Source organism: Streptomyces stelliscabiei (genome assembly GCF_014873495.1).
Lineage (GTDB): Bacteria > Actinomycetota > Actinomycetes > Streptomycetales > Streptomycetaceae > Streptomyces > Streptomyces bottropensis.
Genome location: NZ_JADBGF010000001.1, coordinates 2,750,742 through 2,774,913, shown reverse-complemented (window position 1 = coordinate 2,774,913; position 24,172 = coordinate 2,750,742). Strand labels below are relative to the sequence as shown.

The following is a 24,172-nucleotide window of genomic DNA, read 5'->3' as shown; positions in this document are numbered from 1 at the left end:
CAGGAGGACCGCCGTATGTCCGCGATCAGTCTCACCAAGATGCTGGAGACCGCCCCCGCCCTCGTGGACCTCTACAAGGCGGCCGGGGCCTCCCTCGACCGACACGGGCTGCGGGGGCAGCGGGCCGCCGTCTATCTCGTGATCGACCACAGCGGGTCCATGCGGCCCTACTACAAGGACGGCAGCGTGCAGGCCCTCGCCGACCGGGTGCTCGGGTTGTCCGCGCAACTCGACGACGACGGCAGCGTGCCCGTCGTCTTCTTCTCCACCGGCGTCGACGCGGTCACGGAGATCGCCCTGGCCGATCACCACGGCCGGATCGATCGCATCGTGGCCGGGCTCGGGCACATGGGGAAGACCGACTACCACCTGGCCATGGACGCCGTCATCGACCACTACCTCGACTGTGGCGCCGAGGACCCGGCCTTCGTGGTGTTCCAGACGGACGGTGGGCCCACCAGCAAGCTCGCCGCCGAACGGTACATGTGCAAAGCCGCCCGCCTCCCCCTCTTCTGGCAGTTCATCGGCTTCGGCGACCCCGCCAGCAGGCAGTTCGACTTCCTGCGCCGGCTCGACGACCTGGCCGTCCCGGGGAAGCGCGTCGTCGACAACGCCGGCTTCTTCCATGCCGGCTCGGATCCGCGGGCCGTCTCCGACGGCGAGTTGTACGACCGGCTGGTGGGGGAGTTCCCGAAGTGGCTGGTGGCGGCTCGGGCCGAGGGCATCGTCGCGTGAGGGCGCCCCGGGGGATCAGCGGCGGCGACCGGCGTCGAGCACGGCGGCGCGGCACTCGGCCGGGGTGCCCCAGGCCGTCCGGAGCGCCCGGGCCTTGGTCAGCCAGAGGGACAGGTCGTACTCCGCCGTGTATCCGATCGCGCCGTGCAGCTGCAGCGCCGTGCGCGCGGTCGCGTACGCCGCCTCGCACGCCGTCACCTTGGCCGCCGCCGCGTCCGCCGGGTCCAGGGTGACCGCCGCCCCGAAGACCAGCGGACGCGCGAACTCCAGGGCCACCTTCGCGTCCGCCAGCCGGTGCTTCACCGCCTGGAACGAGCCGATCGGCACGCCGAACTGGGTGCGCCGGCGGACGTACACGACCGTCCTGTCCAGGAGCGCGAGTCCCACGCCGAGGGCTTGCGCGGCCACGGCCACACGGGCCCAGGCGAGGGCATGGGTGAGGGGGGCCGGGGTCGTGGGGAGGAGTTCGCCGCCTGGGGAGAGGGGGGTCAGACGGCGGGCCGGGTCCAGGGAGGTCCGGACGGGGCCGTGGCCGGGGGAGAGGCGCACTTCGCCCCTGCTCCGGTCGATCGAGAGGCGAATCGTCGCCACGTCCCCGTCCAGCGCGTACGACCCGGGCGCCGGCGCCGCCGTGGCCATCGCCCTGCCGGACAGCAGCGCCGGGAGCAGGCCCTCCGCCGGGTTCGGGTCCTGGAGGGAGGCCAGGAGGACCGCCGCCGTGGCCGTCTCCACGAGCGGGCCCGGCACCGCGTGCCGCCCCAGCTCCACGAAGGCGACGGCCAGTTCGACGGGAAGGGGGCCGACCCCCTCGTACGCCTCCGGCGCCGCCAGCGCGAAGACCCCGGCCTCCGCGAGCCGGGACCACAGCGCCCGCCCGGCCCGGTGCTCGCCCCGCCCCCACGCCCGTACGACCGACGGGGTGTCGGCCGCCGTCAGCATGGCGTCCAGCGACTTGGCGAACGCCCGCTGCTCGGTGTCCAGGAGGAAGCGCATCAGCGGCGGCCCTTCAGGAGGGGATCAGGCATCAGCGGCGGCCCTTCGGCAGGCCGAGGAGGCGTTCGGCGATGATGTCGCGCTGGATCTCGTTGGTACCGGCGTAGATCGGGCCCGCCAGGGCGAAGACATAGCCCTCGGACCAGTCGGTGTCCCTCGACTCGCCCTCCTCGCCGAGCAGGTCGAGTGCCGTCTCGTGCAGGGTCAGGTCCAGCTCGGACCAGAAGACCTTGTTCAGGCTGGACTCCGGGCCGACCGGCGCGCCCTCCAGGAAGCGGGAGGCGGCCGCGTAGGTGAACAGCTGGTAGGCGCGGGCACCGATCACCGCGTCGGCCACCCGGTCGCGGGCGGACGCCGGGCTTCCCTGGGCCTGCCAGAGGCCGAGCAGCCGGTCCGCGGAGGCCAGGAAGCGGCCCGGGGGGCGGAGCGTCAGGCCGCGTTCGTTGCCGGCGGTGGACATGGCGATGCGCCAGCCCCGGCCGGGCTCGCCGATCACGTCCTCGTCCGGCACGAACACGTCGTCGAGGAAGAGTTCGGCGAAGGCGGGCTTGCCGTCCAGACGGCCGATCGGGCGGACCGTCACGCCCGGTGCACGCAGGTCGAACATCAGATACGTCAGGCCCTGATGGGGTTTCGGGGTGCCCGGCTCACTGCGGAACAGGCCGAACGCCCGGTCCGCGAAGGCGGCCCGCGACGACCAGGTCTTCTGCCCGGTCAACAGCCAGCCCCCGTCCGTACGCACGGCCCTGGAGGTGAGCGAGGCGAGGTCCGACCCGGCCTCGGGCTCCGACCAGGCCTGCGCCCACACCACCTCGCCCGAGGCCATCGGGGGCAGTACGCGGGCCCGCTGTTCCTGGGTGCCGTGGTCGAAGAGGGTCGGGGCGAGGAGGCTGATGCCGTTCTGGCCCACCCGGCCCGGGGCGCCCGCCGCGTAGTACTCCTCCTCGAAGACCAGCCTCCGCAGCAGGCCCGCGTCACGGCCGCCGTACGCGGCCGGCCAGTCGACCACCGACCAGCGGTCGGCGGCCAGTTCGGCCTCCCAGAGGCGGTGGGCGGCGAAGCCCTCCGCCGTCTCCAGGGAGGGCAGCGGCTCGGGTGGGACATGGGCGCGCAGCCAGGCGCGGGCCTCGGCGCGGAAGGCCTCGTCGGCGGGGGGATGGGCCAGGTCCATGGGGCGCCCCTTCTTTGCCCGGCCGGCCGGCGGCCTGGCTGCCTGGTCGGCGCTGACGGGCTGAGTGGTGGGTGCGTGGGTGCGTGGATGTACCTGACACACGTCAGGCCTTCCCTAACAAGTGTTTGGTAGGTTAGCGTGCCCCCATGAACAACGTCGACCCCCCGACGTACCCTCGCGCCCACGGCCTCCTCGCCGGCCGCACCGCCGTCATCACCGCGGCCGCCGGCGCCGGTATCGGGGGAGCGACGGCACGGCGCTTCCTGGAGGAGGGCGCGCGCGTACTGATCAGCGACGCCCACACGCGCCGGCTCAAGCAGTACGGGAACGAGCTGATCGCCGAGTTCGGGGCGCGGTCCGTCCACGCGGTGCCGTGCGACGTGACCGACGACGATCAGGTGCGGGCGCTGTTCGAGGCGGGGGCCCGGCTGCACGGTGGGCTGGACATCGTCGTCAACAACGCGGGCCTCGGCGGTACCTCGGATGTCGTCGACATGACGGACGAGCAGTGGTCCAAGGTGCTGGACGTGACGCTGAACGGCACGTTCCGGTGCACCAGGGCCGCTCTGCGGCTGATGCGGGAGGGCGGTCGGGGCGGGGGAGGCGTGATCGTCAACAACGCCTCCGTCGTCGGCTGGCGCGCCCAGGCCGGACAGGCGCACTACGCTGCGGCGAAGGCGGGCGTGATGGCGCTGACCAGGTGCGCGGCGGTCGAGGCGGCCGCGTACGGGGTCCGGGTCAACGCCGTGTCGCCGAGCCTCGCCATGCACCCGCACCTGGTGAAGGTCACGACCCCCGAGCTGCTGGCCGAACTGACCGCGCGGGAGGCCTTCGGGCGGTACGCCGAACCCTGGGAGGTCGCCAACGTGATCGTGTTCCTCGCGTCCGGCTACTCCTCGTACATGACGGGCGAGATCGTCTCCGTCAGCAACCAGCACCCCTAAGGACAACGAACAGCGTGCCGACCAAGAAGACCCCCCAGGCGCCCGGCGCCGCGCCCGCCCGCCGCCGTGAACTCCTCGACAAGGCCGCCCGCGTCTTCGCCGACCAGGGGTACAACGCCACCACCATGCGCCGGATCGCGGACGACGCGGGCATGCTCGCGGGAAGTCTCTACTACTACTTCGAGTCCAAGGACGCGATGCTGGAGGAGATCCTGCGGACCTTCCTCGACGAACTCTGGGAGCGGTACGACGCCGTCCTGGACGCCGGCACGGGCCCCCGGGAGACCTTCGAGGCGCTGGTCACCGAGTCCTTCCGGGCGATCGGGCGGCATTGTGACGCCGTCCGGATCTACCAGAACGAGTCGAAGCAGCTGATCGCCCAGGAACGGCGGTTCTCCTTCCTGGAGCAGTCGCAGACCAAGTTCGAGAAGGTGTGGCTGACCGCGCTGGAGAACGGGGTCGCGCGCGAAGAGTTCCGGGCCGACCTGGACACGAGGGTCACCTACCGGTTCGTGCGCGACACGGTCTGGGTCGCCGCGTCCTGGTACCAGCCCAGCGGAAAGTACAGCCCGGAGGAGATCGCCCGGCAGTACCTGTCGATGGTCCTGGACGGGATCGCCGTACGCACCGGGCCCTGACACATATTCGGTGAACAACCTTTGACAACAAGGGAGTTGCCATGGCCGAGGCCTACATCGTCGAAGCGGTCCGGACGCCCGTCGGGAGGCGCGGGGGAGGGCTCGGCCGGGTCCATCCGGCCGACCTCGGCGCGCACGCCCTCAAAGCGCTCGTCGCGCGCGCGGGCGTGGACCCGGCCGCCGTGGAGGACGTCGTCTTCGGCTGCCTGGACACCGTCGGACCGCAGGCAGGTGACATCGCGCGTACGAGCTGGCTGGCGGCCGGGCTGCCCGAGGAGGTACCGGGCACGACCGTCGACCGGCAGTGCGGATCCTCGCAGCAGGCCGTCCACTTCGCCGCCCAGGCCGTGCTCTCCGGCACCCAGGACCTGGTGGTCGCGGGCGGCGTCCAGAACATGACGATGATCCCCATCGCCTTCGCCTCCCGCCAGGCCGCCGTCCCCCTCGGACTCACGGAGGGGCCCTTCGCGGGCAGCGAGGGGTGGCGGGCACGGTACGGGGACCGGCCGGTGAACCAGTTCGCGGGCGCCGAGATGATCGCCGCGAAGTGGGGCATCGGCCGCCGCGACCAGGAGGAGTACGCGCTGCGCTCCCACCGGCGTGCGGTGCGGGCCGTCGACGAGGGCCGCTTCGCGCGCGAGACCGTGCCGTACGGCGACGTCACCGTCGACGAGGGGCCGCGCCGTGACACCTCCCTGGAGAAGATGGCCGCCCTGAAACCCGTCATCGACGGCGGCACCGTCACCGCCGCCTGCTCCTCCCAGGTCTCGGACGGAGCCGCCGCGCTCCTCCTCGCCTCCGAGCGCGCCGTACGGGAGCACGGGCTGACCCCGCGCGCCCGCGTGCACCACCTCTCCGTACGCGGCGAGGACCCCATCCGTATGCTCACCGCGCCGATACCGGCGACGGCGTACGCCCTGAAGAAGACCGGCCTCACCCTCGACGCCATCGACCTCGTCGAGATCAACGAGGCCTTCGCGCCGGTCGTCCTGGCCTGGCTGAAGGAGACGGGCGCCGACCCGGAGAAGGTCAACGTCAACGGCGGCGCGATCGCCCTCGGCCACCCACTGGGCGCGACCGGCGCCAAACTCATGACGACCCTCCTGCACGAACTGGAGCGCACAGGCGGCCGGTACGGGCTCCAGACGATGTGCGAGGGAGGCGGGCAGGCGAACGCGACGATCATCGAACGGCTGTGACGAGCCTCGAACGACCGCGACGGTCGGCGAGGAGCCCTGACGGTCACCGAGCGTCCGTGTCCGTGACCGTCACCGAGGGGCGTCGAGTCGCCCCAGGGACGTCAGCGCCTCCTCCGCCTCCTTCATGATCCGTTCCACCAGCTCCGCGCACGACGGCAGGTCGTCGATCACCCCGGCGACCTGCCCGGCCGCCATCACCCCCAGGTCCGCACGGCCGTCCACCATCGCGGACCTGAGCAGCATGGGCGTGTTGGCGGCGAGCAGGACCTGACTCCAGGTGAGGTCCTTGCCGTGCCGCAGCGCGCGCCCGTCGCGGACCATACGGCGCCAGGTCAGCCCGGAGAGCCGCCGGAACCCGGCCGCGTGGTGCACGGCGCGCACCAGGGCGCGCGCCCGGCCGGACGCCTCCAGCGCGCTCACGAACTCCGTGCGGAGCATGCGGTGCGGCAGCCCGTCCACGGCCCTGGTGACGGTGACGTCCCTTACCGTCGCGGCCAGATAGCGGGCCTTCACCGCGTCGGGCACCGTCGAGTCCGAGGTGAGCAGGAACCGGGTGCCCATCGCCACCCCGGCCGCCCCGAACGCCAGCGCGGCCACCAGCCCGCGCCCGTCGTGGAAGCCGCCGGCGGCGACGACGGGGATGTCCACGGCGTCCGCGACCTGCGGCAGCAGTACGGTCGTCGCCACCTCCCCGGTGTGCCCGCCGCCCTCGCCGCCCTGCACGACCACGGCGTCCGCGCCCCACGCCGCCACCTTCTCGGCGTGCCGCCGGGCACCGACGGACGGGATCACGACCACACCCGCGTCCTTCAGCTCGGCGATCAGCTCCCTCGACGGCGCGAGCGCGAACGACGCCACGCGGACGCCCTCCTCGACGATGATCCGCACCCGCTCCCGCGCGTCCCCCGCGTCGGCCCGCAGATTCACCCCGAAGGGCGCGCCGTCCGTACGGGACTTCACCTCCCGTACGGCGGACCGGAGTTGCGGGGGCGTCATCGTCGCCGAGGCCAGGATGCCGAGGGCTCCCGCGTTCGCCGACGCGGAGACCAGCCGGGGGCCGGCCACCCAGCCCATGCCGGTCTGCACGATCGGGTGCCGGACGCCGACAAGCCGGGTCAGAGGCGTCTGCATCAGCCGTTCACCTCCCGCGCGCGTGTGTTCTCCGGGTCGATCACCTCACGGATCAGCCTCAGCTCGTCCTCGGTCGGTGCACGGGTGTACGGCACCTCGTCCGGGACGGCGAGCGCGAAGCCCGTCGCCGCCTCGACCTGCTCGACCGTGACGCCCGGATGCAGCGAGACCAGCCGCATGGCGTGGTCGGGGGTCGCGAAGTCGAAGACCCCGAGGTCGGACACGACCCTCGGGAGGTGGTGGTAGCGGGCGGCGGCCGGATGCTCGGCCACGCGGTCGTAGCCGACCCCGCACACCATGTCGACCTTCTCCACGAAGACCCGCCGGGAGTGCTTCGGGATCCAGTAACTGGTCGGGTTGTTCAGGGTGTTGACCGGCGCGCCCCGCACCCCGAGGAGCTGTCGCCTCGGCTGTGCCCAGTCGCCCACGCACGAGATGTTCTGATTGCCGTACCGGTCGATCTGGCTCGCGCCCATCATCACGTGCCGACGGCCGCCGGTGACCAGGGCCAGGTGCCGCCGGTAGGGCAGCCATCCCTCGACGGTGCCGTCGAGTCCGACGAGCAGCGCCTCACCGTCGGTCAGCAGCAGATCCGGCGAGAACGTCCGCTTGGCCAGGCGCGCGCCCAGGGACGGGACGAGCCCCATGGGACTGGCGAGGATCTCCCCGGCGCCGCGCCAGGCCTCGGCACAGGCGATCACGCAGTACTCGGCGCGGGTGGCACCGCTGACGGCTGCTCTGCTCATGAGTCCTCCTGGTGCCACGCCCGCACGGCCGACCGGTAGGCGGGCTCGTCCCCTGTCAGGAACCGCTCGGCGAAGTCCGCCCAGGGTGTGCTCGCGTACGCCTTCTGGAAGGCCTCGTCCCGGCCGTAGTCGGGGGCGCAGGACGTGAAGTGCGCGCCGCCCGGGGCCTCGATCACGCCGGTCACCACATGGCGGCCGACCAGCAGTGACTGGGGTGGGGCGTCCTTCGTCAACTCGGCCGTGTCCACGATCCGTTCGCAGGAGACGTACGCCGTGTCGGCGGCCTCGCAGAAGAGGTCGTCGAAGTAGGGGTCCGGGCCCAGGTACTGGCCGTTGCCCTGCCGGTCGGCCCGGTTGACGTGCACGAACGCGGCGTCGAGGCGCAGTGCGGGCATGGCGACGAAGGTCTCGCCGTCGTCGTACGGCGACGTGACCGTCTCCAGACCGGGGTTGACCCGCATCACGTCCGAGCCGATGCCCGCCCGTACCGGCAGGAAGGGCAGCCGGTGCGCGGCGGCCCGCAGCCCCCACATGAACATCGCCTCGTCGACCTCCATCAGCTCGAACGCGCCCCGCTCGCGCGCCGCGCGGAAGTGCGGTTCGAGGGGGATGGAGTCGAGGGTGGCGAAGGCGGCGACCAGTTTCCGGACACGTCCGGCGGCGGCGAGCATGCCGACGTCCGGTCCGCCGTACGAGACGACGGTGAGATCGGTGATCTCGGACCGGAGCAGTGCTCTCACCAGGGCCATCGGCTTGCGGCGCGACCCCCAGCCGCCGATGCCGAGGGTCATTCCGCTCGCCAGCCGCGAGACGGCCTCGTCGGCGGTCATCGTCTTGTCACTCACCCGGCTCCTCCTCCCCGTCCGCACTCCCCGCGACCTGCCCACGTGCCCCGGCCGCCCCGGCCGGCCCGGTCGGTCCGGGATTCTCGGCCGCCCCGGCTCTCCCACCTGCGCCCCTCCCGCCGCTCCCGCCCCTCCCCGACGTCCCGAACGTGTCGCGGACCTCGTCGGCCACCCCGCTGAGGTTCGCCTCGAAGGTGAAGCCCTGCTCGAAGCGGTAGCTGCGGCGGACGTCGACCGGGTCGATGCCGTTGATGGCGGCCTTGGCCAGCCGGAGCAGCCGACCGTCCTTCGCGGCGATCTCCCGCGCCAACTCCAGTGCCCCGGCGAGCAGTTCGGGGCGGGGGACGACCCGCCACACCGACCCGTGCGCCCGCAGCTCGGCGGCCGTCGCCGTGCGCGAGGTGTAGTACAGCGCGCGCATCAGATGCTGGGGCACGAGCCGGGCCAGATGCGTCGCCGCGCCCAGCGCGCCCCGGTCCAGCTCGGGCAGCCCGAAGGTGGCGTCCTCGCTGGCCACGATCGCGTCCGCGTTGCCCACCAGCCCGATTCCGCCGCCCAGGCAGAAGCCCTGCACGGCCGCGACCACCGGCACCTCGCACTCGTACACGGCGGCGAAGGCCTCCGCGCAGCCGTGATTGGCGCCGATCAACGCGTCCGGGCCCGCCGCCCGGATCTCCTTGATGTCGACCCCGGCGTTGAACCCGCGCCCCTCCGCCGCCAGCACCACACACCGGACCCCTGGATCGCGGCCCGCGCCGCGCACGGCGTCGGCCAGTGCGTACCAGCCTCGTACCGGCAGCGCGTTCACCGGCGGGTGGTCGACCGTGACGACGGAAATCCCCTTTTCCGGGGACGAGGTGGAGACACTCATCGGCGCATCAGTTACCTTCCACCTAACGTTTGTTAGGTACATCTCTTGAGTGGAAGGTAGCAGCGGATGCGGCTCAGCGGGAAGCTCGCGGTCGTCACCGGAGGCACGCGCGGTGTCGGGGCGGGCATCGCCCGGGCCTTCGCCGAAGCCGGCGCCGAGGTCGTGACCTGCGCCCGACGCCCGCCCGAAGTGCCGCTCAAGGGAGCCGAGTTCATGCCCCTGGACGTCCGGGACCCCGACGCGGTGCACCGCTTCTTCGCCGAGCTGCCCCGCGTGGACGTCCTCGTCAACAACGCCGGCGGCACCCCCTACCGACCCCTCGCCGAGGCCGACGCCCGCCGCCACGCGCGCGTCGTCGAACTCAACCTCGTCGCCCCGCTGACCGTCTCCCTCGCCGCCCACGGACACCTCCGGCGGGCCCGGGGCACCATCGTCATGATCGGCAGCGTGAGCGGCGACCGCCCCTCGCCCGGCTCGGCGGCCTACGGCGCGGCCAAGGCCGGCCTGGAACACCTGGCCCGCTCCATGGCGGTGGAGTGGGCCCCGGAGATACGCGTCAACACCCTCGTCCTCGGCATGGTCCGCACGGAACTCTCCCACCTCCACTACGGCGACGAGCAGGGCGTCGCCGCCGTGGCCGGCACGGTCCCGCTCGGCCGCCTCGCCGCCCCCTCCGACATCGGCGACGCGGCGGTCTTCCTCGCCTCCGACGGGGCCGCCTACATCACCGGAGCCTCCCTCCACGTCCACGGCGGCGGCGAACGCCCGGCCTTCCTGGACGCGTCGACGGCCGACCGGGGACACCCGACTGCCGACCAGGGACCCCCGACAGTCGCCCAGGACCCAGGAGACCAGGACCCGCAGGACCAGCACACAGAGAGAGGGAACCCGTGATGAGCAACAGCGCGCACCGGCTCTGCGAAGGGCGTGCCGTGGTCGTGACCGGCGCCGGACGGGGGCTCGGGCGGGCGCACGCGCTCGCGTACGCCGCCGAGGGCGCCCAGGTGGTCGTCAACGACCTCGGCGTCGGACTCGACGGCACGCCGGACCCCGACAGCCCGGCCGCCCGGGTCGTCGCGGAGATCCGGGAGCGGGGAGGGGAGGCGGTCGCGCACGGCGGGGACATCGCCACCACCGACGGCGCCGCCGGTCTCGTCCGTACCGCCCTGGACACCTTCGGCCGACTCGACACCCTCGTCAACAACGCCGGCTTCCTGCGCGACCGCATGCTCGTCAACCTCGACGAGGACGACTGGGACGCCGTGCTCCGCGTCCACCTCAAGGGCCACTTCCTCCCCCTGAGGCACGCCGCCGCCCACTGGCGCGCCGAGGCCAAGGCCGGCCGCACCCCCGCCGCCAGGATCATCAACACCAGCAGCGGCGCGGGCCTGCTGGGCTCACTCGGCCAGGGCAACTACAGCGCCGCGAAGGCCGGCATCGTCGGCCTCACCCTCGTCGCCGCCGCCGAACTCGCCCGCTACGGCGTCCAGGTCAACGCCATCGCCCCCGCCGCCCGCACCAGGATGACCGAGGGCGCCTTCGCCGAAGCCATGGCCGCCCCCGCCCCCGGCACCGCCTTCGACGCCATGGCCCCGGAGAACGTCTCCCCGCTCGTGGTGTGGCTCGGCTCCGCCGCGAGCGAGGGCGTCACCGGCCGGGTCTTCGAGACGGAAGGCGGCCGCATCACCGTCATGGAGGGCTGGCACCCGGGCCCGACCGAGGACAAGGGCGGCCGCCGAACCCCCGAGGAAGCGGGAGAGGCCGTACGAAAACTCCTGGCGGAGGCGGAGAGGCCACGCCCGGTGTACGGCGCCTCTTGACCAGGGCCGAGGCCTTCCAGGGGTGCGGCCAACCGCGCGACAAGTCCCCACCTACCCGCACCCGCCGACGCACCGGACCAACCTGCCCCTCCCGCGGCCCCACACCTACGTGTCGCACTCCAGCACCGTCCGGCACAACCCACACCGCGCCCGCACCCGCCCCCGCACCGGCACCCGAATCCGCTGATGACACGTCGGACAGGGAAACGACACCCGCATCGCCCCCCGCCCCTCGGGCGAGAACACATACGGCACCCCCTCGGGCGGCGAGGCCCACCGCAGCTCGTCCCGCGCATGGCGCCGGTCGCGCGCGTACCGCCGCCGCCACGCCCACCCCGCCGCCGTCAGCGGCGGCTGCTGCCCGTCCCGGAGAGCCCGCACCCGGCCCCGCGCGAACGCGGAGTACGCCTGCGCGCTGGTGAACCACACCGAAGGGTCCTCCCCGAACACCTGCGCCCGCTTGGCCAGCACGTACCCGAACTCCTCCGGCGTCAGATACCCCAGCTTCTGCGACGACGCGGCATCCTCCCGGTACGCGTCCAACAGCAGCCACCCCGCCCCCAGATACGTCGCCGCCGTGTCCGTGAGGATCTCGTTCTCCCGGGTGCCGGGGAAGGACAGCCCGAGCCGGTGCAGATAGACATGCATCACCTCGTGCGCGAGAGCCGCCCCGATGTCCCGCCGATGTGTCCGGAAGCGGTCGTTGAGTTCGACGAAGTACTCGGGCCCCGCCGCCAGCTCGACACTCGCCGCATGCGTCATCTCCCGGAAGCCGACGACCATCCGGGCCTCCGGCAGCCGATAGTGCCGCACCAGCTCCCGCGCCACCCGCTGCGCACCCAGATGCAGATCGTCGCTGTCGCAGAACGCCACGTCGACCGGGGCCACACTGGTGGCGAACTGCTGGATCGTGTCGTAGGACAGACGCTTGTACAGCGCGGTGATCGACGCCCGCACGGTGTCCAGATGCGGGAAGCCGTGCTCGACAGGTCCGCCGTCCGCCACGTCCGTACCCCCAAAGACGCCTCGATACGTTCCACTCTAAGCCGGTGCGGGAGCCGCACCACGGCGTCGTAGGGTGACGACCATGACCACCAGCCACACCGATGACGCGAAGACCGCGACCGCGCCGGCCGCCGAGGTCGACGCGGACGTCCGGGCGGAACTCACCCGGCTGCGCGACAGCATCGACAACATCGACGCCGCCGTCGTCCACATGCTCGCCGAGCGCTTCAAGTGCACCCAACGGGTCGGCCACCTCAAGGCCGCGCACCACCTGCCGCCCGCCGACCCCGGCCGCGAGGCACAACAGATCAACCGGCTGCGCGGACTCGCCGAAAGTGCCAAGCTGGACCCGGCGTTCGCGGAGAAGCTGCTGAACTTCATCATCGCCGAGGTCATCCGGCACCACGAACGCATCGCGGACGACGCCCTGAACGGCGGCATCGCGGACACGAGCGGCACGGCGGAAACAGTGAGCACGACGGACACCACCGGCGCAGCGCCGGACGCGGGGGAGTGACAACCGGCCCGCCGACGGGGCATCCTGCGTGAGCACTCCTTGTCAGGGAACGACTACACGCGGTGAGAGGTCATGCCGTCCGAAGCCAGGATCCTCATCGTCGACGACCACGAGGACACGCTGTACGCCCTGGAGAGCGCCCTCGCTCCGCTGGGCCACCGCCTCACACGCGCCACCAGCGGCGACGCGGCACTCAAGGAAGTCCTCCGCGGCCAGGTCGGCCTGCTCCTCCTCGACGTCCGCATGCCCGGCGTCAGCGGTCTCGACGTCGTCCACTACATGCGCGGCGTCGAACAGACCCAGCACATCCCCGTCATCCTCCTCACCGGCTTCGGCCCCGACGCCGACCTCACCGCCGCCGCCTTCCGCCTCGGCGTCGCCGACCTCGTCATGAAACCCGTCGACCCGTGGGCCCTGCGCACCAAGGTCCGCTACCTCTACGACGCCCACGCCCGCTCCCACACCCTCGAACGCGAGGTCCGCGACCTCCGCGCCCGCCTCAAGGAACACGAGAACCTGAAGTCCGCCGCCGACCACCACCGCGAACGGGGGCGCGTCCCCGCACAGCACGACGGCGCGAACGACCGGGCATAGGCCGCAAACGACCGGACGCACGGCGCACACGACCGGACATAGGTCGCGTACCAGGCCCGCCCCTGTCCTGGGCCTGAGGCATCAGGCAGCATGTCCCTCATGTCCGTACTGACGCGCGACGAAGCGCAAGCCCGTGCTCGGCTCCTCGACGTCCACCGCTACGAGATCGCACTCGACCTCACGCGTGGCGACGAGACCTTCGACTCCCGTACCGTCATCCACTTCACCGTACGGGGGAAGAAAAAGGCCGCGGACACCTTCGTTGAGCTGAAGCCCGCCGAACTGCGCTCGGTCACCCTCGACGGAGAACCCCTCGACCCCGGGACCCTCGACGGCAACCGCCTCCCCCTCAAGGGCCTCACCGCGGGCACCCACGAACTGCGCGTCGACGCCGCCATGCGCTACTCCCGCACCGGCGAGGGCATGCACCGCTTCACCGACCCCACCGACGGCGAGACCTACGTCTACACCCAGCTCTTCATGGACGACGTGCAGCGTGTCTTCGCCGCCTTCGACCAACCCGACCTCAAGGCCGTCTTCGACCTCACCGTCACCGCCCCCGAGGCCTGGACCGTCCTCGCCAACGGCATCACCGAGCGACAGGACGACGGCAGCCACCGGGCCGCGACCACCCCGCCCATCTCCACCTACCTCGTCGCCGTCGCCGCCGGCCCCTGGCACTCCGTACGCACCGAACACCGCGGCCTGCCCTTCGGCATCCACTGCCGACGCTCCCTCGCCCCCCACCTCGACACCGACGCCGACGAGATCCTCGACATCACCCGCGCCCTCTACGACCGCTACCACGAGAAGTTCGAGGAGCCGTACCCCTTCGACTCCTACGACCAGGCCTTCGTCCCCGAGTTCAACGCCGGCGCCATGGAGAACCCCGGCCTCGTCACCTTCCGCGACGAGTTCATCTACCGCTCCGCCGTCACCGACACCGAACGCCAGACCCGCGCCATGGTCATCGCCCACGAGATGGCCCACATGTGGTTCGGCGACCTCGTCACCCTCCGCTGGTGGGACGACATCTGGCTCAACGAGTCCTTCGCCGAGTACATGGGCTACCAGACCCTCACCGAAGCCAGCCGCTTCGCCGACACCTGGGTCGACTTCGGCGTCGCCCGCAAGGCCTGGGGCTACGACGCCGACCAGCGCCCCTCCACCCACCCCGTCGCCCCCGAAGCCGTCGACGACACCGCCGCCGCCCTCCTCAACTTCGACGGCATCTCCTACGCCAAGGGCGCCTCCGCCCTGCGCCAGCTCGTCGCCTGGCTGGGCGAGAAGGACTTCCTCGCCGGCATCAACGCCCACTTCACCCGCCACCGCTTCGGCAACGCCACCCTCGCCGACTTCATCGACAACCTCGCCGGCGCCACCGAACGCGACGTCCACGCCTGGGCCGACGCCTGGCTCCGCACCACCGGCGTCGACACCCTCACCCCGAAGATCACCCGCGCCGCCGACGGCACCCACACCCTCACCGTCGACCGCGCCGGCAGCCGCCCCCACCACATCGCCGTCGGCCTCTACGACCGGGACCCCGGCGACGACCACGGCCACCTCACCCTCCGCGACCGCGTCGCACTCGACCTCCCCCAGACCGCCGACCAGCCCATCGGCAAGCGGCCCGCGCTCCTCCTCCTCAACGACGGCGACCTCACCTACGCCAAGATCCGCTTCGACCCCGAATCCTTCACCGCCGTCACCGGCCACCTCAGCGGCCTCCCCGACCCGCTCACCCGCGCCGTCGTCTGGAACGCCCTGCGCGACGCCGTACGCGACGCCGAACTCCCGCCCACCGCCTACCTGGAGGCCGCCCGCACCCACCTCCCGCGCGAGACCGACCTCGCCATCGTCCAGGGCGTCCTCTCCTTCGCCACCACCCAGGTCGCCGACCGCTACCTCGCCCCCGAGCAGCGCGCCGCCGGCCTGTCCACCCTCGGCTCCCTGTGCCGCGACCTCATCCGCCGCACCGAGGACGGCGACAACCCCGGCCTGCGCCTCACCGCCGTACGGCACTTCATCGACGTCGCCGCCCACCCCGAGACCATCGCCGCCTGGCTCGCCGACGGCACCGTCCCCGGCGGACCCGAACTCGACCCCGAACTGCGCTGGCGCGTCCTCGGCCGCCTCGCCGTCCTCGGCGCGGTCGACGCCGCCGCCATCGCGGAAGAACTGGAACGCGACCCCAGCGCCAGCGGCCGGGAAGGCGCCGCCCGCTGCCGGGCCGCGCTGCCCGAACCCGAGGCCAAACAGGCCGCATGGGAGGCGATGTTCACCGGAGACGACCTCTCCAACTACCTGTTCACCGCCACCGCCCAGGGGTTCTGGCAACCCGAACAGGCGGACCTGCTGACGGAGTACGTCGAGCGGTACTGGGCCGACGCGGTGTCGCTGGCCGCTCGGCGTGGACCGGCGATCGCGGAGGCCGCGGGACGCTGGGCGTTCCCCGTGTACGCGGTGGATCCGGGGACGCTGGAACTGGGGGAGCGCTGTCTGCAGGACGGGGAGGTGATCCCGGCGCTCCGACGGAAGCTGGTGGATCAACTCGACGACCTCGCGCGAGCCCTGCGGGTGCGCGAAGTGTAGGCCCTCACCGGGGTGCGGCGTGGGGGCTCGGGGATTCTGCGGGCTTGCGGTTGTGCGTGGCTGGTCGCGCAGTTCCCCGCGCCCCTTCAGGGCGCGCTGCCGTGAAGGGTGTCCTCGCATACCCTCTTTCGGCTGTAATGAACGGCCTTTTCGGTCCCGGCACCCGATCGGCGTACAAGATGGGATTCCCCGTGCTCGGAGGAATCCATGACCGCTGCGCCCCTCGCCTCGGGACCCCAAGGTCCCGACGCGCTCCGGCCGTTGCTCGACACCGTGCTCGACGCGCTGCGGGAAGGGACCCAGGCGCGCGGCGGCCCCCTCCCCGCCGGCGGCCCGGAAGCGGTCGCCGCGCGGATGCGGCAGGCCCTCGGCGAGGCGCTGCCCGCCGCGGGCGAGCCGGACGCACTCCACCGGCTGGTCCGGGCCCTCGCGGCAGGCACCGCCGACCCCGCCGACCCCCTGTGCGCGGCCCACCTCCACACACCACCCCTGGCCGTGGCCGCCGCCGCGGACCTCGCCGCCACTGTGCTGAACCCGTCCCTCGACTCCTGGGACCAGGCCCCGGCCGCCTCCGCGCTCGAAGCGCTGGTCACCCGGGCACTCGCCCAGGAGATCGGCGCCGCCGACGCCCTGGTCACCACCGGCGGCACCGAGTCCAACCACCTCGCCGTCCTGCTGGCCCGCGAGGCCCACCCGGGAGTACGGCTCGTCACCGCGGCGGGCGCCCACCACTCCCTGCCCCGCGCCGCCTGGCTCCTCGGCCTCCCCGAGCCCGTCGTCCTGCCCACCCCGGCCGGCACCCTGGACCCCACCACCCTGGACGACGCCCTCACCCACCTCCCGGGCCCCCTCCTCGTCGCCGCCACCGCAGGCACCACCGACGCCGGACTCATCGACCCGCTCCCCGAGATCGCCGACCTCTGCGCCGCCCACGGCGCCCGGCTCCACGTCGACGCGGCCTACGGCGGCGGCCTCCTTTTCAGCGACCGGCACCGGCCCCTCCTCGACGGCCTCACCCGCGCCCACACCGTCACCCTCGACCTGCACAAACTCGGCTGGCAGCCCGTCGCCGCCGGACTCCTCGCCGTACGCGACGCACCCGACCTCGCCGTCCTCGGCCACCGGGCCGACTACCTCAACGCCGACGACGACACCGAGGCCGGCCTGCCCGACCTCCTCGGCCGGTCCCTGCGCACCACCCGACGCCCCGACATCCTCAAGATCGCCGTCACTCTCAAGACCCTGGGCCGCCACGGCATCGGCCGGCTCGTCGACCAGGTCTGCGCACTCGCCCAGGACTTCGCCGCCACCGTCGAGGCCCACCCCGCCTTCGAACTCCACGACCGGCCCACCATCAGCACGGTCCTCTTCCGGCCCACCGGCGCCGGCGACGACGCCGTGGCCGCCGTACGCCGCCGACTCCTCCACGACGGCCGGGCCGTCATAGGCCGCGCCGCACTCGACGGCCGCCTCTGGCTCAAGGTCACCCTGCTCAACCCCCACACCCGGCCGGTCGACCTCACCACCCTGCTGAAGCTCGTGGAAGCCGCCACGGCCACCGAAGCCACGGCACCCACGGCACCCACAGCACCAGCGACACCCGCGACTCGCGCAGACCTCCCCGAAGGACACACCCCCGCATGAGCACGCCCCCACGCCACGACCAGCCCGACCCCGAAGCCCCCCGCGACCTCGTCGGCATCGGCATCGGCCCCGCCAACCTCTCCCTCGCCGCCCTCGCCCACCCCCTCACCGAACTCGACACCGTCTTCTACGAACAGCGCCCCGGCTTCGACTGGCACCCCGGACTGCTCATCGAAGGCGCCACGGTCCAGGTCCCCTTCCTGGCCGACCTGGTCACCCTCGCCGACCCCCAGAGCCCCTGGTCGTTCCTGAACTACCTCAGAACCCGCGAACGGCTCTTCCCGTTCTACTTCGCCGAGCGCTTCCACATCCCACGCGCCGAGTACGACGCCTACTGCCGCTGGGTCGCCGAGAACCTGCCCGGACTACGGTTCGGACACCAGGTCGACTCGGTGCGCTGGAACCCCGAACGCGACCTGTTCGAGGTCGACCACACCCGACTGGACGCCGACGGACAGACCGCGGCACTCGGCCGCACCTACGCCCGCAACATCGTCCTCGGCGTCGGCACCGAACCCCACGTCCCCGAACCCCTCAAACCACTCGTCGAAGCGGCCGGCGTGCCCGTCATCCACGCCGCCGACTACCTCGACGAACGCGACCGCCTCCTCACCGCCGGACACATCACCGTCATCGGCGCGGGACAGTCCGGAGCAGAGGTCTTCCTCGACCTCCTGCGCCACCGGCCCCCCGGCCGGGAACGGCTCCACTGGCTCGGCCGCACCGAGGCGTTCGCCCCCATGGAGTACTCCAAACTGGGCCTGGAACACTTCACACCCGACTACACCCGCTACTTCCACGCCCTCACCGAACCCACCCGGGACCGGCTCGTCGCCGCCCAGTGGCAGCTCCACAAGGGCATCGGTGCCGACACCATCGCCGCCATCCACGACGAGCTGTACCGCCGCACCCTCGACGGCGGCTGGCCCGACGCCGTCCTCACCCCCGGCGTCCACGTCCGCACAGCCGGCCGACTCGCCACCACCAAGGTCGAACTCCACCTCGAACACGGCGAACAGGGCACCCGCTCCCGCCTCACCACCGACGCCGTCGTCCTCGCCACCGGCTACCGCGAACGCCCCCTCGACCGCGTCCTCGCCGGCCTCGACCCCTACATGCGGCGCGACAGCCGCGAACGCTCCCGCGTCGACGAGAACTTCCGGATGGTCCTCGACCCGTCCGTCACCGCCGCCGACCGCCACGTCTACGTCCAGAACGCCGAACTGCACACCCACGGCGTCGGCGCCCCCGACCTCGGCCTCGCCGCCTGGCGCAGCGCCACCATCCTCAACACCCTCACCGGCAAGGAGCCCTACCCCCTGCCGAGCCGCACCGCCTTCACCACCTTCGGCCTCGAACCCGGGCCCCGGATCCCGGCCGCCCGGCAGGCGACCACCCACACCCCACTCACACCGCTCGTCGACGTGCGCTAGCCGACAACGAGGCATCGCCGCCGCCGCAGCCGTCCCGGACCCGGAGCACCCACCCCGCATCCGCACCCGCGACGACCTCGACGACGGCGACACCCACCGTCCCGTACTTCCCGTACTAGAAGACCGGCGTACCGTTCCGCGTCAGCTTCCAGTCCACCGACGCGAACGCCGCCGGGTCGATCGACCCCTTCGCCTTCACCCACGCGATCATCGTGTTACGGATCTCGTCCGAGTTCGACCACACCATCTTCGCCGCGGCGACATGCGGGAAGTTCCCGCCGCCGTTGGCCCGGTAGTTGTTCACCGCGAACACGAACTGCCGGTCGTCCGCCAGCGCCGCACCCTCGAACCGCACGTTCGACACACGTGACCCCGCCGGCTTCGCGATGTCGATCTCGTACGACAGACCGCTCACCGCGTCGTAGTTGTAGTCCGGCGTCCCGTTCGCGTTCGTCAGCTTCGCCGGATCGATCACCGCGTCCGCCGCCGTCTGCACGAAGTAGTTCGCCGAGAACTCCAGATACGCCTTCATCTGCGCACCCGTCATCAGACGCGCCTCCAGCGTGTTCTCGAAGACGTACAGACCCGCCACATCCCGGATCGTGACGTTCCCCGCCGGAATCACCGCACTCCGCGAGAACGCCGCCGCCTGCGACAGCACCGGCAGCGACGCGTACTCGGTCGAGGCGAGCGCCTGCTTCACCGTGTCCGCCTGGATGTGGTTGATCAGATCGATGATCGCCACATCCTTGTACGGCGCCTCCACCGACGTCATCTCCGCCGCGTTCGTCCCGATGATCTGGTTGACGTACGCCACGACCTTCTTGTGCTCGTCCACGAGCATCGACACGATCTTCGGGTCCTCCTCCACCGTGTTGGAGTTGAGCACCTGCGCGCCGACCTTCTCCAGCTTCCAGGAGCCCTTGCTCCACACCATCTCGAAGTCGAACAGCGTCAGCCGCTGCCCCCACTTCAACGGCTCCGACAGCACGACCTGCTTGCCGGTCTCCTTGTTGGTGACGAAGTACTCCGGGATCTCCGTGTGCGCGTGCCCCACCAGGATCGCGTCGATCCCCGGCACCTGCTCGGCCACCAGCCCGGCCGCGTTCTCGATGTACGGCAGCTGATCACCGTACGAGGACGTCCCCGACGACCCGCTGTGCGCCGACACGATGACGACGTCCGCACCCATCGACCGCAGCTTCGGCACCCACTTCGCCGCCTGCTCCTCCAGCCCCGGGAACGTCATCTTCCCCTGCACGTTGGCCTTGTCCCAGATCGCGATACCCGGGTTCGTCAGCCCCAGCACCGCCACCTTCACATCCGGCCCGTGCGGCGTACGCATCCGGTGCATGCTGTACGGCGGGAACGCCGGCAGCAGGGTCTTGGCGTCCAGCGCGTTCGCACCCAGCAGCGGGAAACGACACTGCTTCTGGAACTTCCGCAGCACCGGGATGCCGTAGTTGAACTCGTGGTTGCCCAGCGCCGCCGCGTCGTAGTCCATCGCGTTCATCGCCTGCGCCATCGGATGCACCGGACCGCCCTTGGCGGTGATCGGGTCCACCTTCGCGTAGTAGTACGACAGCTGCGTGCCCTGGATCGTGTCACCCGCGTCGATGAGCAGCGTGTTCCGACGGCCCTTCTCCCCACGGATCCGGTTCACCAGCGTGGAGATCTTCGCCAGACCGACGTCGTTGTGCGCCTTGTCGTCGAACTCCTTGTCCGTGAAGTAGTCCCAGTTGAAGACGTTGCCGTGCAGGTCGGTCGTCCCCATCACGGTGAAGCTGTACCGGTCCGTGTCCTTCTTCCGGCCGGTGGCCTTCGCCTCCGCCGCCTGCGCGCTCGGAGCCATGGCCGAACCGGCGATGGCCACGCCCGCACCGGTCACGGCCGACTTCTTCAGAAACTTCCGGCGGTTCAAGGGCATCTCGGGTACTCCTCGGAGGAACGGGCGGATCTCGACGCGCGTAGACCATGGACGACGAAACACAACCCAAAGGTGACGACGCGCGTAGATTCTGACCCGTACCACCCCCCACGCAACAGACCCCACAGGTTGCGATCTGGTGACCTGCACACCCCTGCCACCAGGCCATCGGTGACAGAGTGGGGCGTATGACCACCAGTGCAGAGGAAGCCGCACCCGCAGCCGTCCCCTACGGCACCCCCGACGCACCCCGCATCGCCGTCCGCGGCGAAGCCCGCCTCGAAGTCGACCCCGAGATAGCCCGCATCACCGTCACCGTCCTCGCCCGCGGCAAGGACCGGCGCGCCGCCCTCGACGACCTCACCCGCCGCAACACCACCGTCCTCGACCTCCTCAAGACCTACGGCCAAGCCGTCGAACGACTGGAGACCGGCGCCTTCTCCCTCACCCCCGAACTCAAGGAGAAAGGCCGCGGCGAACGCATCCAGGCCTACCACGGCCGCGTCCACATCACCGCCGACCTCACCGACTTCACCGCCCTCGGCGAACTCACCACCCGCCTCGCCGACCTCGACCTCACCCGCGTCGACGGCCCCTGGTGGTCCCTGCGCCCCGCCTCACCCGCCCACAGGCAGGCCAGACAGCAGGCCGTCAAGGAAGCCGTCCAACGCGCCCGCGAATACGCCGAAGCCCTCGGCACCACCCTCGCCGCCCTCGTCGAACTCGCCGACATCGGCGCCGAAGCCCCCCAGCCCCTCCGCCCCGCGGCCCCCGGCGGCCTCATGCGCTCCGCCCGCGCCAAGAGCGCCGACGACACCGACGCTCCGCCCCTCGACCTCGAACCCCAACGACAACACGTCTACGCACAGGTCAACGCACGCTTCACCATGCTGCCCCCGCGCCTGTGACCTGACGCCCGGGACACCCCGGCCCCACCCGGCCGGGGCCCCTTCAGGTTCTGGTGACTACTTGTCAAATACCCTTCATCCACAGGCCGTTGAGTAGTCGCCCCCCACCACATCACTACCGGCCGGTAAGCCCTAGGCTCGCACCATGCGCCGAGCAAAGATCGTCTGCACCCTCGGGCCCGCCACCGACTCGTACGACCAGATCAAGGCACTGGTCCAGGCCGGCATGGACATCGCCCGCTTCAACCTCAGCCACGGCGACCACGCCGAACACGACGAGCGCTACCAGCACGTCCGCAAGGCCGCCGACGAGACCGGCCGCAGCGTCGGCACCCTCGCCGACCTTCAAGGCCCGAAGATCCGCCTCGGCCGCTTCACCGAAGGCCCCGTACTCCTCGAACGCGGCGACACCTTCACCATCAGCGTCGAGGACGGCACGACCGGAAACAGCGAAGGCTGCGGCACCACCCACGCCGGCCTCGCCACCGACGTCACCCCCGGCGAACACATCCTCGTCGACGACGGCAAAGTCACCCTCGAAGTCACCGCGGTCGACGGCCCCCGCGTCCACACCCGGGTCGTCGAAGGCGGAATCGTCTCCGACCACAAGGGCCTCAACCTGCCCGGCGTCGCCGTCTCCGTCCCCGCCCTGTCGGACAAGGACGAGGAAGACCTCCGCTGGGCCCTGCGCACCGGCTTCGACATCATCGCCCTGTCGTTCGTACGCTCCGGCCGGGACATCGAACGCGTCCACCAGATCATGGACGAGGAGGGCCGCCGCCTCCCCGTCATCGCCAAGATCGAGAAACCACAGGCGGTGGCCGCCATCGAGGAGATCGTGGCGGCCTTCGACGGCATCATGGTCGCGCGCGGCGACCTCGGCGTCGAAATGCCCCTGGAACAGGTCCCCCTGATCCAGAAACGCGTGATCAAACTGGCACAGCGCAACGCCAAGCCCGTCATCGTCGCCACCCAGATGCTCGACTCGATGATCCGCCACTCCCGGCCCACCCGCGCCGAGGTCAGCGACGTCGCCAACGCCGTCCTCGACGGCACCGACGCGGTGATGCTCTCCGGCGAGACCAGCGTCGGCAAGTACGCGACGGAGACGGTCCGCACGATGAGCCGCATCGTCGTGGCGGCCGAGTCGGAACTGCCGGCGAAGGGCCTACCGCCCCTGACCGAGCACAACAAACCCCGCACCCAGGGCGGCGCCATGGCCCGCGCCGCCGCCGAACTCGGCGACTTCCTCGACGCCAGGTTCCTCGTCGCCTTCAGCCAGTCCGGCGACACCGCCCGCCGCCTCTCCCGCTACCGCTCCCCGATCCCGCTCCTGGCCTTCACCCCGGACCCGGCGACGCGCTCGCAGCTGAGCCTCACGTGGGGCGTGGAGACGTTCCTGGGGCCACGCGTCGACTCCACGGACGCGATGGTCGACCAGGTGGACGAACTGCTGCTCAGGTACGGCCGCTGCAGGAAGGGAGACGTGGTCGTGATCACGGCGGGCTCACCGCCCGGGGTGGCGGGCACGACGAACATGGTGCGGGTGCATCGCATCGGGGAGGGCGGCGGTTCGAGGTAGGGGCGGGTCAGTACTTGGGGCCCACGTGGGTGTCCATGAGGGCGACGGAGGCTTTGCGGGCGATGGAGACGTTGAACGGGTCGCTGCCGCGAGCGAGAGTCGTCCACCCGACGCCGACCTTGTCGAGGGTGTCCGTGAAGAGCTTCCGGATGTCGTCGGACTTGTTGGTGAAGAAGTACCGGGGATACTCGTAGCGCTTGCGCTCACCGGCGACGAGGCGGGTCGTCCAGTGGGTGATGCGGCATCCGTCGGAGTGGATGAGGCCGCGGATGAAGTCCCATGGGTGGGCGTCGACGATGGCTTGCTGCCAGGGTTCGAGGGAGATGAGGCGGTCGTGCTTCTTTCCGGGGCCGTGCTGGGGAAACAGGCAGTACAGGTGCTTCGAGTAGACTTTCACGTTGCGGCAGCCGGTCTTGCGAACGCGGCACACTGAGTTGCCGGGAAACACGGCACGCATGGCCCGCTCGCAGTCGTCGAGAAGTCCGGGCCACGAGTCGGCGCAAGTGATCATGAGGTTGGGCACGCGATGCTCGGAGTAGTGGCTGATGTGACCGTCACCGAGGTAGAGCCCTAGCAGGTAGCTGTAGGCCGATTCGTCGAGTTCTCGTGTGCCGCAGCGCGGGCAGGGTGGGCTGTGACGTCCGGGGCATTCGCCTCGCTTAGCCCGGTCCACATGCTTCCAGTAGCCGACTGTCCCCAGTGGAACATCGAGCCTGCGGGCCACGTCCGCGTTCTTGGCGCCGCCACGCAGCAGCGTGAGGGCCTTCTGTCGCACCTCAGTGCCATGGAAGTTCATGCGGCAACTCTGTGTCACCAGTCGCGACCGTGTGCAGCAAAAAGCGGATGTTCACGAGAACGTGGACATCCGCTTTTC

Annotated in this window: 22 protein-coding genes; 13 read left to right on the top strand and 9 right to left on the bottom strand. The window is 71.3% G+C overall.

What is annotated here, in order from left to right; translation table 11 throughout:
• The first annotated feature begins 15 nt into the window (after positions 1 to 15).
• Complete coding sequence (locus H4687_RS12190; protein ID WP_046917130.1) at positions 16 to 735, top strand: vWA domain-containing protein; 720 nt, start codon at positions 16 to 18, stop codon at positions 733 to 735.
• 15 nt (positions 736 to 750) lie between these two features.
• Here the strand turns inward: H4687_RS12190 and H4687_RS12185 are convergent, their stop codons facing one another.
• Positions 751 to 1,728, bottom strand: a complete 978-nt coding sequence (locus H4687_RS12185; protein WP_050399066.1) for an acyl-CoA dehydrogenase family protein — start codon at positions 1,726 to 1,728, stop codon at positions 751 to 753.
• Positions 1,729 to 1,759: 31 nt separating this feature from the next.
• Positions 1,760 to 2,899, bottom strand: coding sequence for an acyl-CoA dehydrogenase family protein (locus H4687_RS12180; protein WP_046918322.1), 1,140 nt, complete (start codon positions 2,897 to 2,899; stop codon positions 1,760 to 1,762).
• Between the two features lie 146 nt (positions 2,900 to 3,045).
• On the opposite strand from H4687_RS12180, the gene H4687_RS12175 reads away from it, so the two are divergent.
• From H4687_RS12175 to H4687_RS12165, 3 genes are read left to right on the top strand one after another with little or no spacing between them, the layout of a single operon-like run.
• Entirely contained in the window at positions 3,046 to 3,843 is a 798-nt protein-coding gene (locus tag H4687_RS12175; protein ID WP_046918323.1) for an SDR family oxidoreductase, read from the top strand.
• 14 nt (positions 3,844 to 3,857) lie between these two features.
• Entirely contained in the window at positions 3,858 to 4,481 is a 624-nt protein-coding gene (locus tag H4687_RS12170; RefSeq protein WP_046918324.1) for a TetR/AcrR family transcriptional regulator, read from the top strand.
• 41 nt (positions 4,482 to 4,522) lie between these two features.
• Complete coding sequence (locus H4687_RS12165) at positions 4,523 to 5,680, top strand: acetyl-CoA C-acetyltransferase (protein WP_046918325.1); 1,158 nt, start codon at positions 4,523 to 4,525, stop codon at positions 5,678 to 5,680.
• A gap of 69 nt (positions 5,681 to 5,749) precedes the next feature.
• On the opposite strand, the gene H4687_RS12160 is transcribed toward H4687_RS12165, so the two are convergent.
• From H4687_RS12160 to H4687_RS12145, 4 genes are read right to left on the bottom strand one after another with little or no spacing between them, the layout of a single operon-like run.
• Positions 5,750 to 6,811, bottom strand: a complete 1,062-nt coding sequence (locus tag H4687_RS12160) for an NAD(P)H-dependent flavin oxidoreductase (RefSeq protein ID WP_046918326.1) — start codon at positions 6,809 to 6,811, stop codon at positions 5,750 to 5,752.
• Positions 6,811 to 7,557 (bottom strand): CoA-transferase subunit beta, encoded by a 747-nt coding sequence (locus tag H4687_RS12155; RefSeq protein WP_046918327.1) that lies wholly within the window; start codon positions 7,555 to 7,557, stop codon positions 6,811 to 6,813. Before H4687_RS12155 ends, H4687_RS12160 begins: the two co-directional genes overlap by 1 nt.
• Positions 7,554 to 8,402: a CoA transferase subunit A gene (locus H4687_RS12150; protein ID WP_046918328.1), complete on the bottom strand. Its 849-nt coding sequence runs from the start codon at positions 8,400 to 8,402 to the stop codon at positions 7,554 to 7,556. The genes H4687_RS12155 and H4687_RS12150 overlap by 4 nt, the downstream gene beginning before the upstream one ends.
• Positions 8,395 to 9,273 carry an enoyl-CoA hydratase family protein gene (locus H4687_RS12145; protein WP_050399065.1) on the bottom strand — a complete coding sequence of 293 codons (879 nt, stop codon included), beginning with the start codon at positions 9,271 to 9,273 and terminating at the stop codon, positions 8,395 to 8,397. Before H4687_RS12145 ends, H4687_RS12150 begins: the two co-directional genes overlap by 8 nt.
• A gap of 66 nt (positions 9,274 to 9,339) precedes the next feature.
• Here H4687_RS12145 and H4687_RS12140 point away from each other — a divergent pair, with 66 nt between their 5' ends.
• Together H4687_RS12140 and H4687_RS12135 are read left to right on the top strand one after the other, a co-directional pair.
• Complete coding sequence (locus H4687_RS12140) at positions 9,340 to 10,167, top strand: SDR family oxidoreductase (protein WP_050399062.1); 828 nt, start codon at positions 9,340 to 9,342, stop codon at positions 10,165 to 10,167.
• On the top strand, positions 10,167 to 11,093 hold the full coding sequence (locus tag H4687_RS12135) for an SDR family oxidoreductase (RefSeq protein WP_179860146.1): 927 nt from the start codon (positions 10,167 to 10,169) through the stop codon (positions 11,091 to 11,093). Before H4687_RS12140 ends, H4687_RS12135 begins: the two co-directional genes overlap by 1 nt.
• Positions 11,094 to 11,198: 105 nt before the next feature.
• Here the strand turns inward: H4687_RS12135 and H4687_RS12130 are convergent, their stop codons facing one another.
• The gene (locus tag H4687_RS12130; RefSeq protein WP_050399058.1) at positions 11,199 to 12,098 is read right to left on the bottom strand and encodes a hypothetical protein; all 900 of its coding nucleotides are present in this window, start codon (positions 12,096 to 12,098) and stop codon (positions 11,199 to 11,201) included.
• Positions 12,099 to 12,180: 82 nt separating this feature from the next.
• Here H4687_RS12130 and H4687_RS12125 point away from each other — a divergent pair, with 82 nt between their 5' ends.
• The 5 genes from H4687_RS12125 (at position 12,181) to H4687_RS12105 (ending at position 18,881) form a co-directional block, all read left to right on the top strand.
• The gene (locus H4687_RS12125) at positions 12,181 to 12,615 is read left to right on the top strand and encodes a chorismate mutase (protein WP_050399056.1); all 435 of its coding nucleotides are present in this window, start codon (positions 12,181 to 12,183) and stop codon (positions 12,613 to 12,615) included.
• 72 nt (positions 12,616 to 12,687) lie between these two features.
• On the top strand, positions 12,688 to 13,209 hold the full coding sequence (locus H4687_RS12120; protein WP_050399054.1) for a response regulator: 522 nt from the start codon (positions 12,688 to 12,690) through the stop codon (positions 13,207 to 13,209).
• A gap of 90 nt (positions 13,210 to 13,299) precedes the next feature.
• A complete protein-coding gene (gene pepN, locus H4687_RS12115) occupies positions 13,300 to 15,804 on the top strand; it encodes an aminopeptidase N (RefSeq protein WP_050399051.1) in 2,505 nt (834 codons plus the stop codon).
• A 207-nt stretch (positions 15,805 to 16,011) separates the two neighbouring features.
• Positions 16,012 to 17,448, top strand: coding sequence for a pyridoxal phosphate-dependent decarboxylase family protein (locus H4687_RS12110; RefSeq protein WP_050399049.1), 1,437 nt, complete (start codon positions 16,012 to 16,014; stop codon positions 17,446 to 17,448).
• Positions 17,445 to 18,881, top strand: a complete 1,437-nt coding sequence (locus H4687_RS12105; RefSeq protein WP_050399047.1) for a lysine N(6)-hydroxylase/L-ornithine N(5)-oxygenase family protein — start codon at positions 17,445 to 17,447, stop codon at positions 18,879 to 18,881. Before H4687_RS12110 ends, H4687_RS12105 begins: the two co-directional genes overlap by 4 nt.
• 115 nt (positions 18,882 to 18,996) lie before the next feature.
• On the opposite strand, the gene H4687_RS12100 is transcribed toward H4687_RS12105, so the two are convergent.
• Positions 18,997 to 20,808: a 5'-nucleotidase C-terminal domain-containing protein gene (locus H4687_RS12100; RefSeq protein WP_046918674.1), complete on the bottom strand. Its 1,812-nt coding sequence runs from the start codon at positions 20,806 to 20,808 to the stop codon at positions 18,997 to 18,999.
• A gap of 188 nt (positions 20,809 to 20,996) precedes the next feature.
• Between H4687_RS12100 and H4687_RS12095 the strand changes: the two genes are divergently transcribed.
• Entirely contained in the window at positions 20,997 to 21,716 is a 720-nt protein-coding gene (locus H4687_RS12095; protein WP_050399045.1) for an SIMPL domain-containing protein, read from the top strand.
• 145 nt (positions 21,717 to 21,861) lie between these two features.
• Positions 21,862 to 23,298 carry a pyruvate kinase gene (gene pyk, locus H4687_RS12090; RefSeq protein ID WP_046917447.1) on the top strand — a complete coding sequence of 479 codons (1,437 nt, stop codon included), beginning with the start codon at positions 21,862 to 21,864 and terminating at the stop codon, positions 23,296 to 23,298.
• A 7-nt stretch (positions 23,299 to 23,305) separates the two neighbouring features.
• On the opposite strand, the gene H4687_RS12085 is transcribed toward pyk, so the two are convergent.
• Complete coding sequence (locus tag H4687_RS12085) at positions 23,306 to 24,094, bottom strand: hypothetical protein (RefSeq protein WP_046917446.1); 789 nt, start codon at positions 24,092 to 24,094, stop codon at positions 23,306 to 23,308.
• Between the last annotated feature and the right edge of the window lie 78 nt (positions 24,095 to 24,172).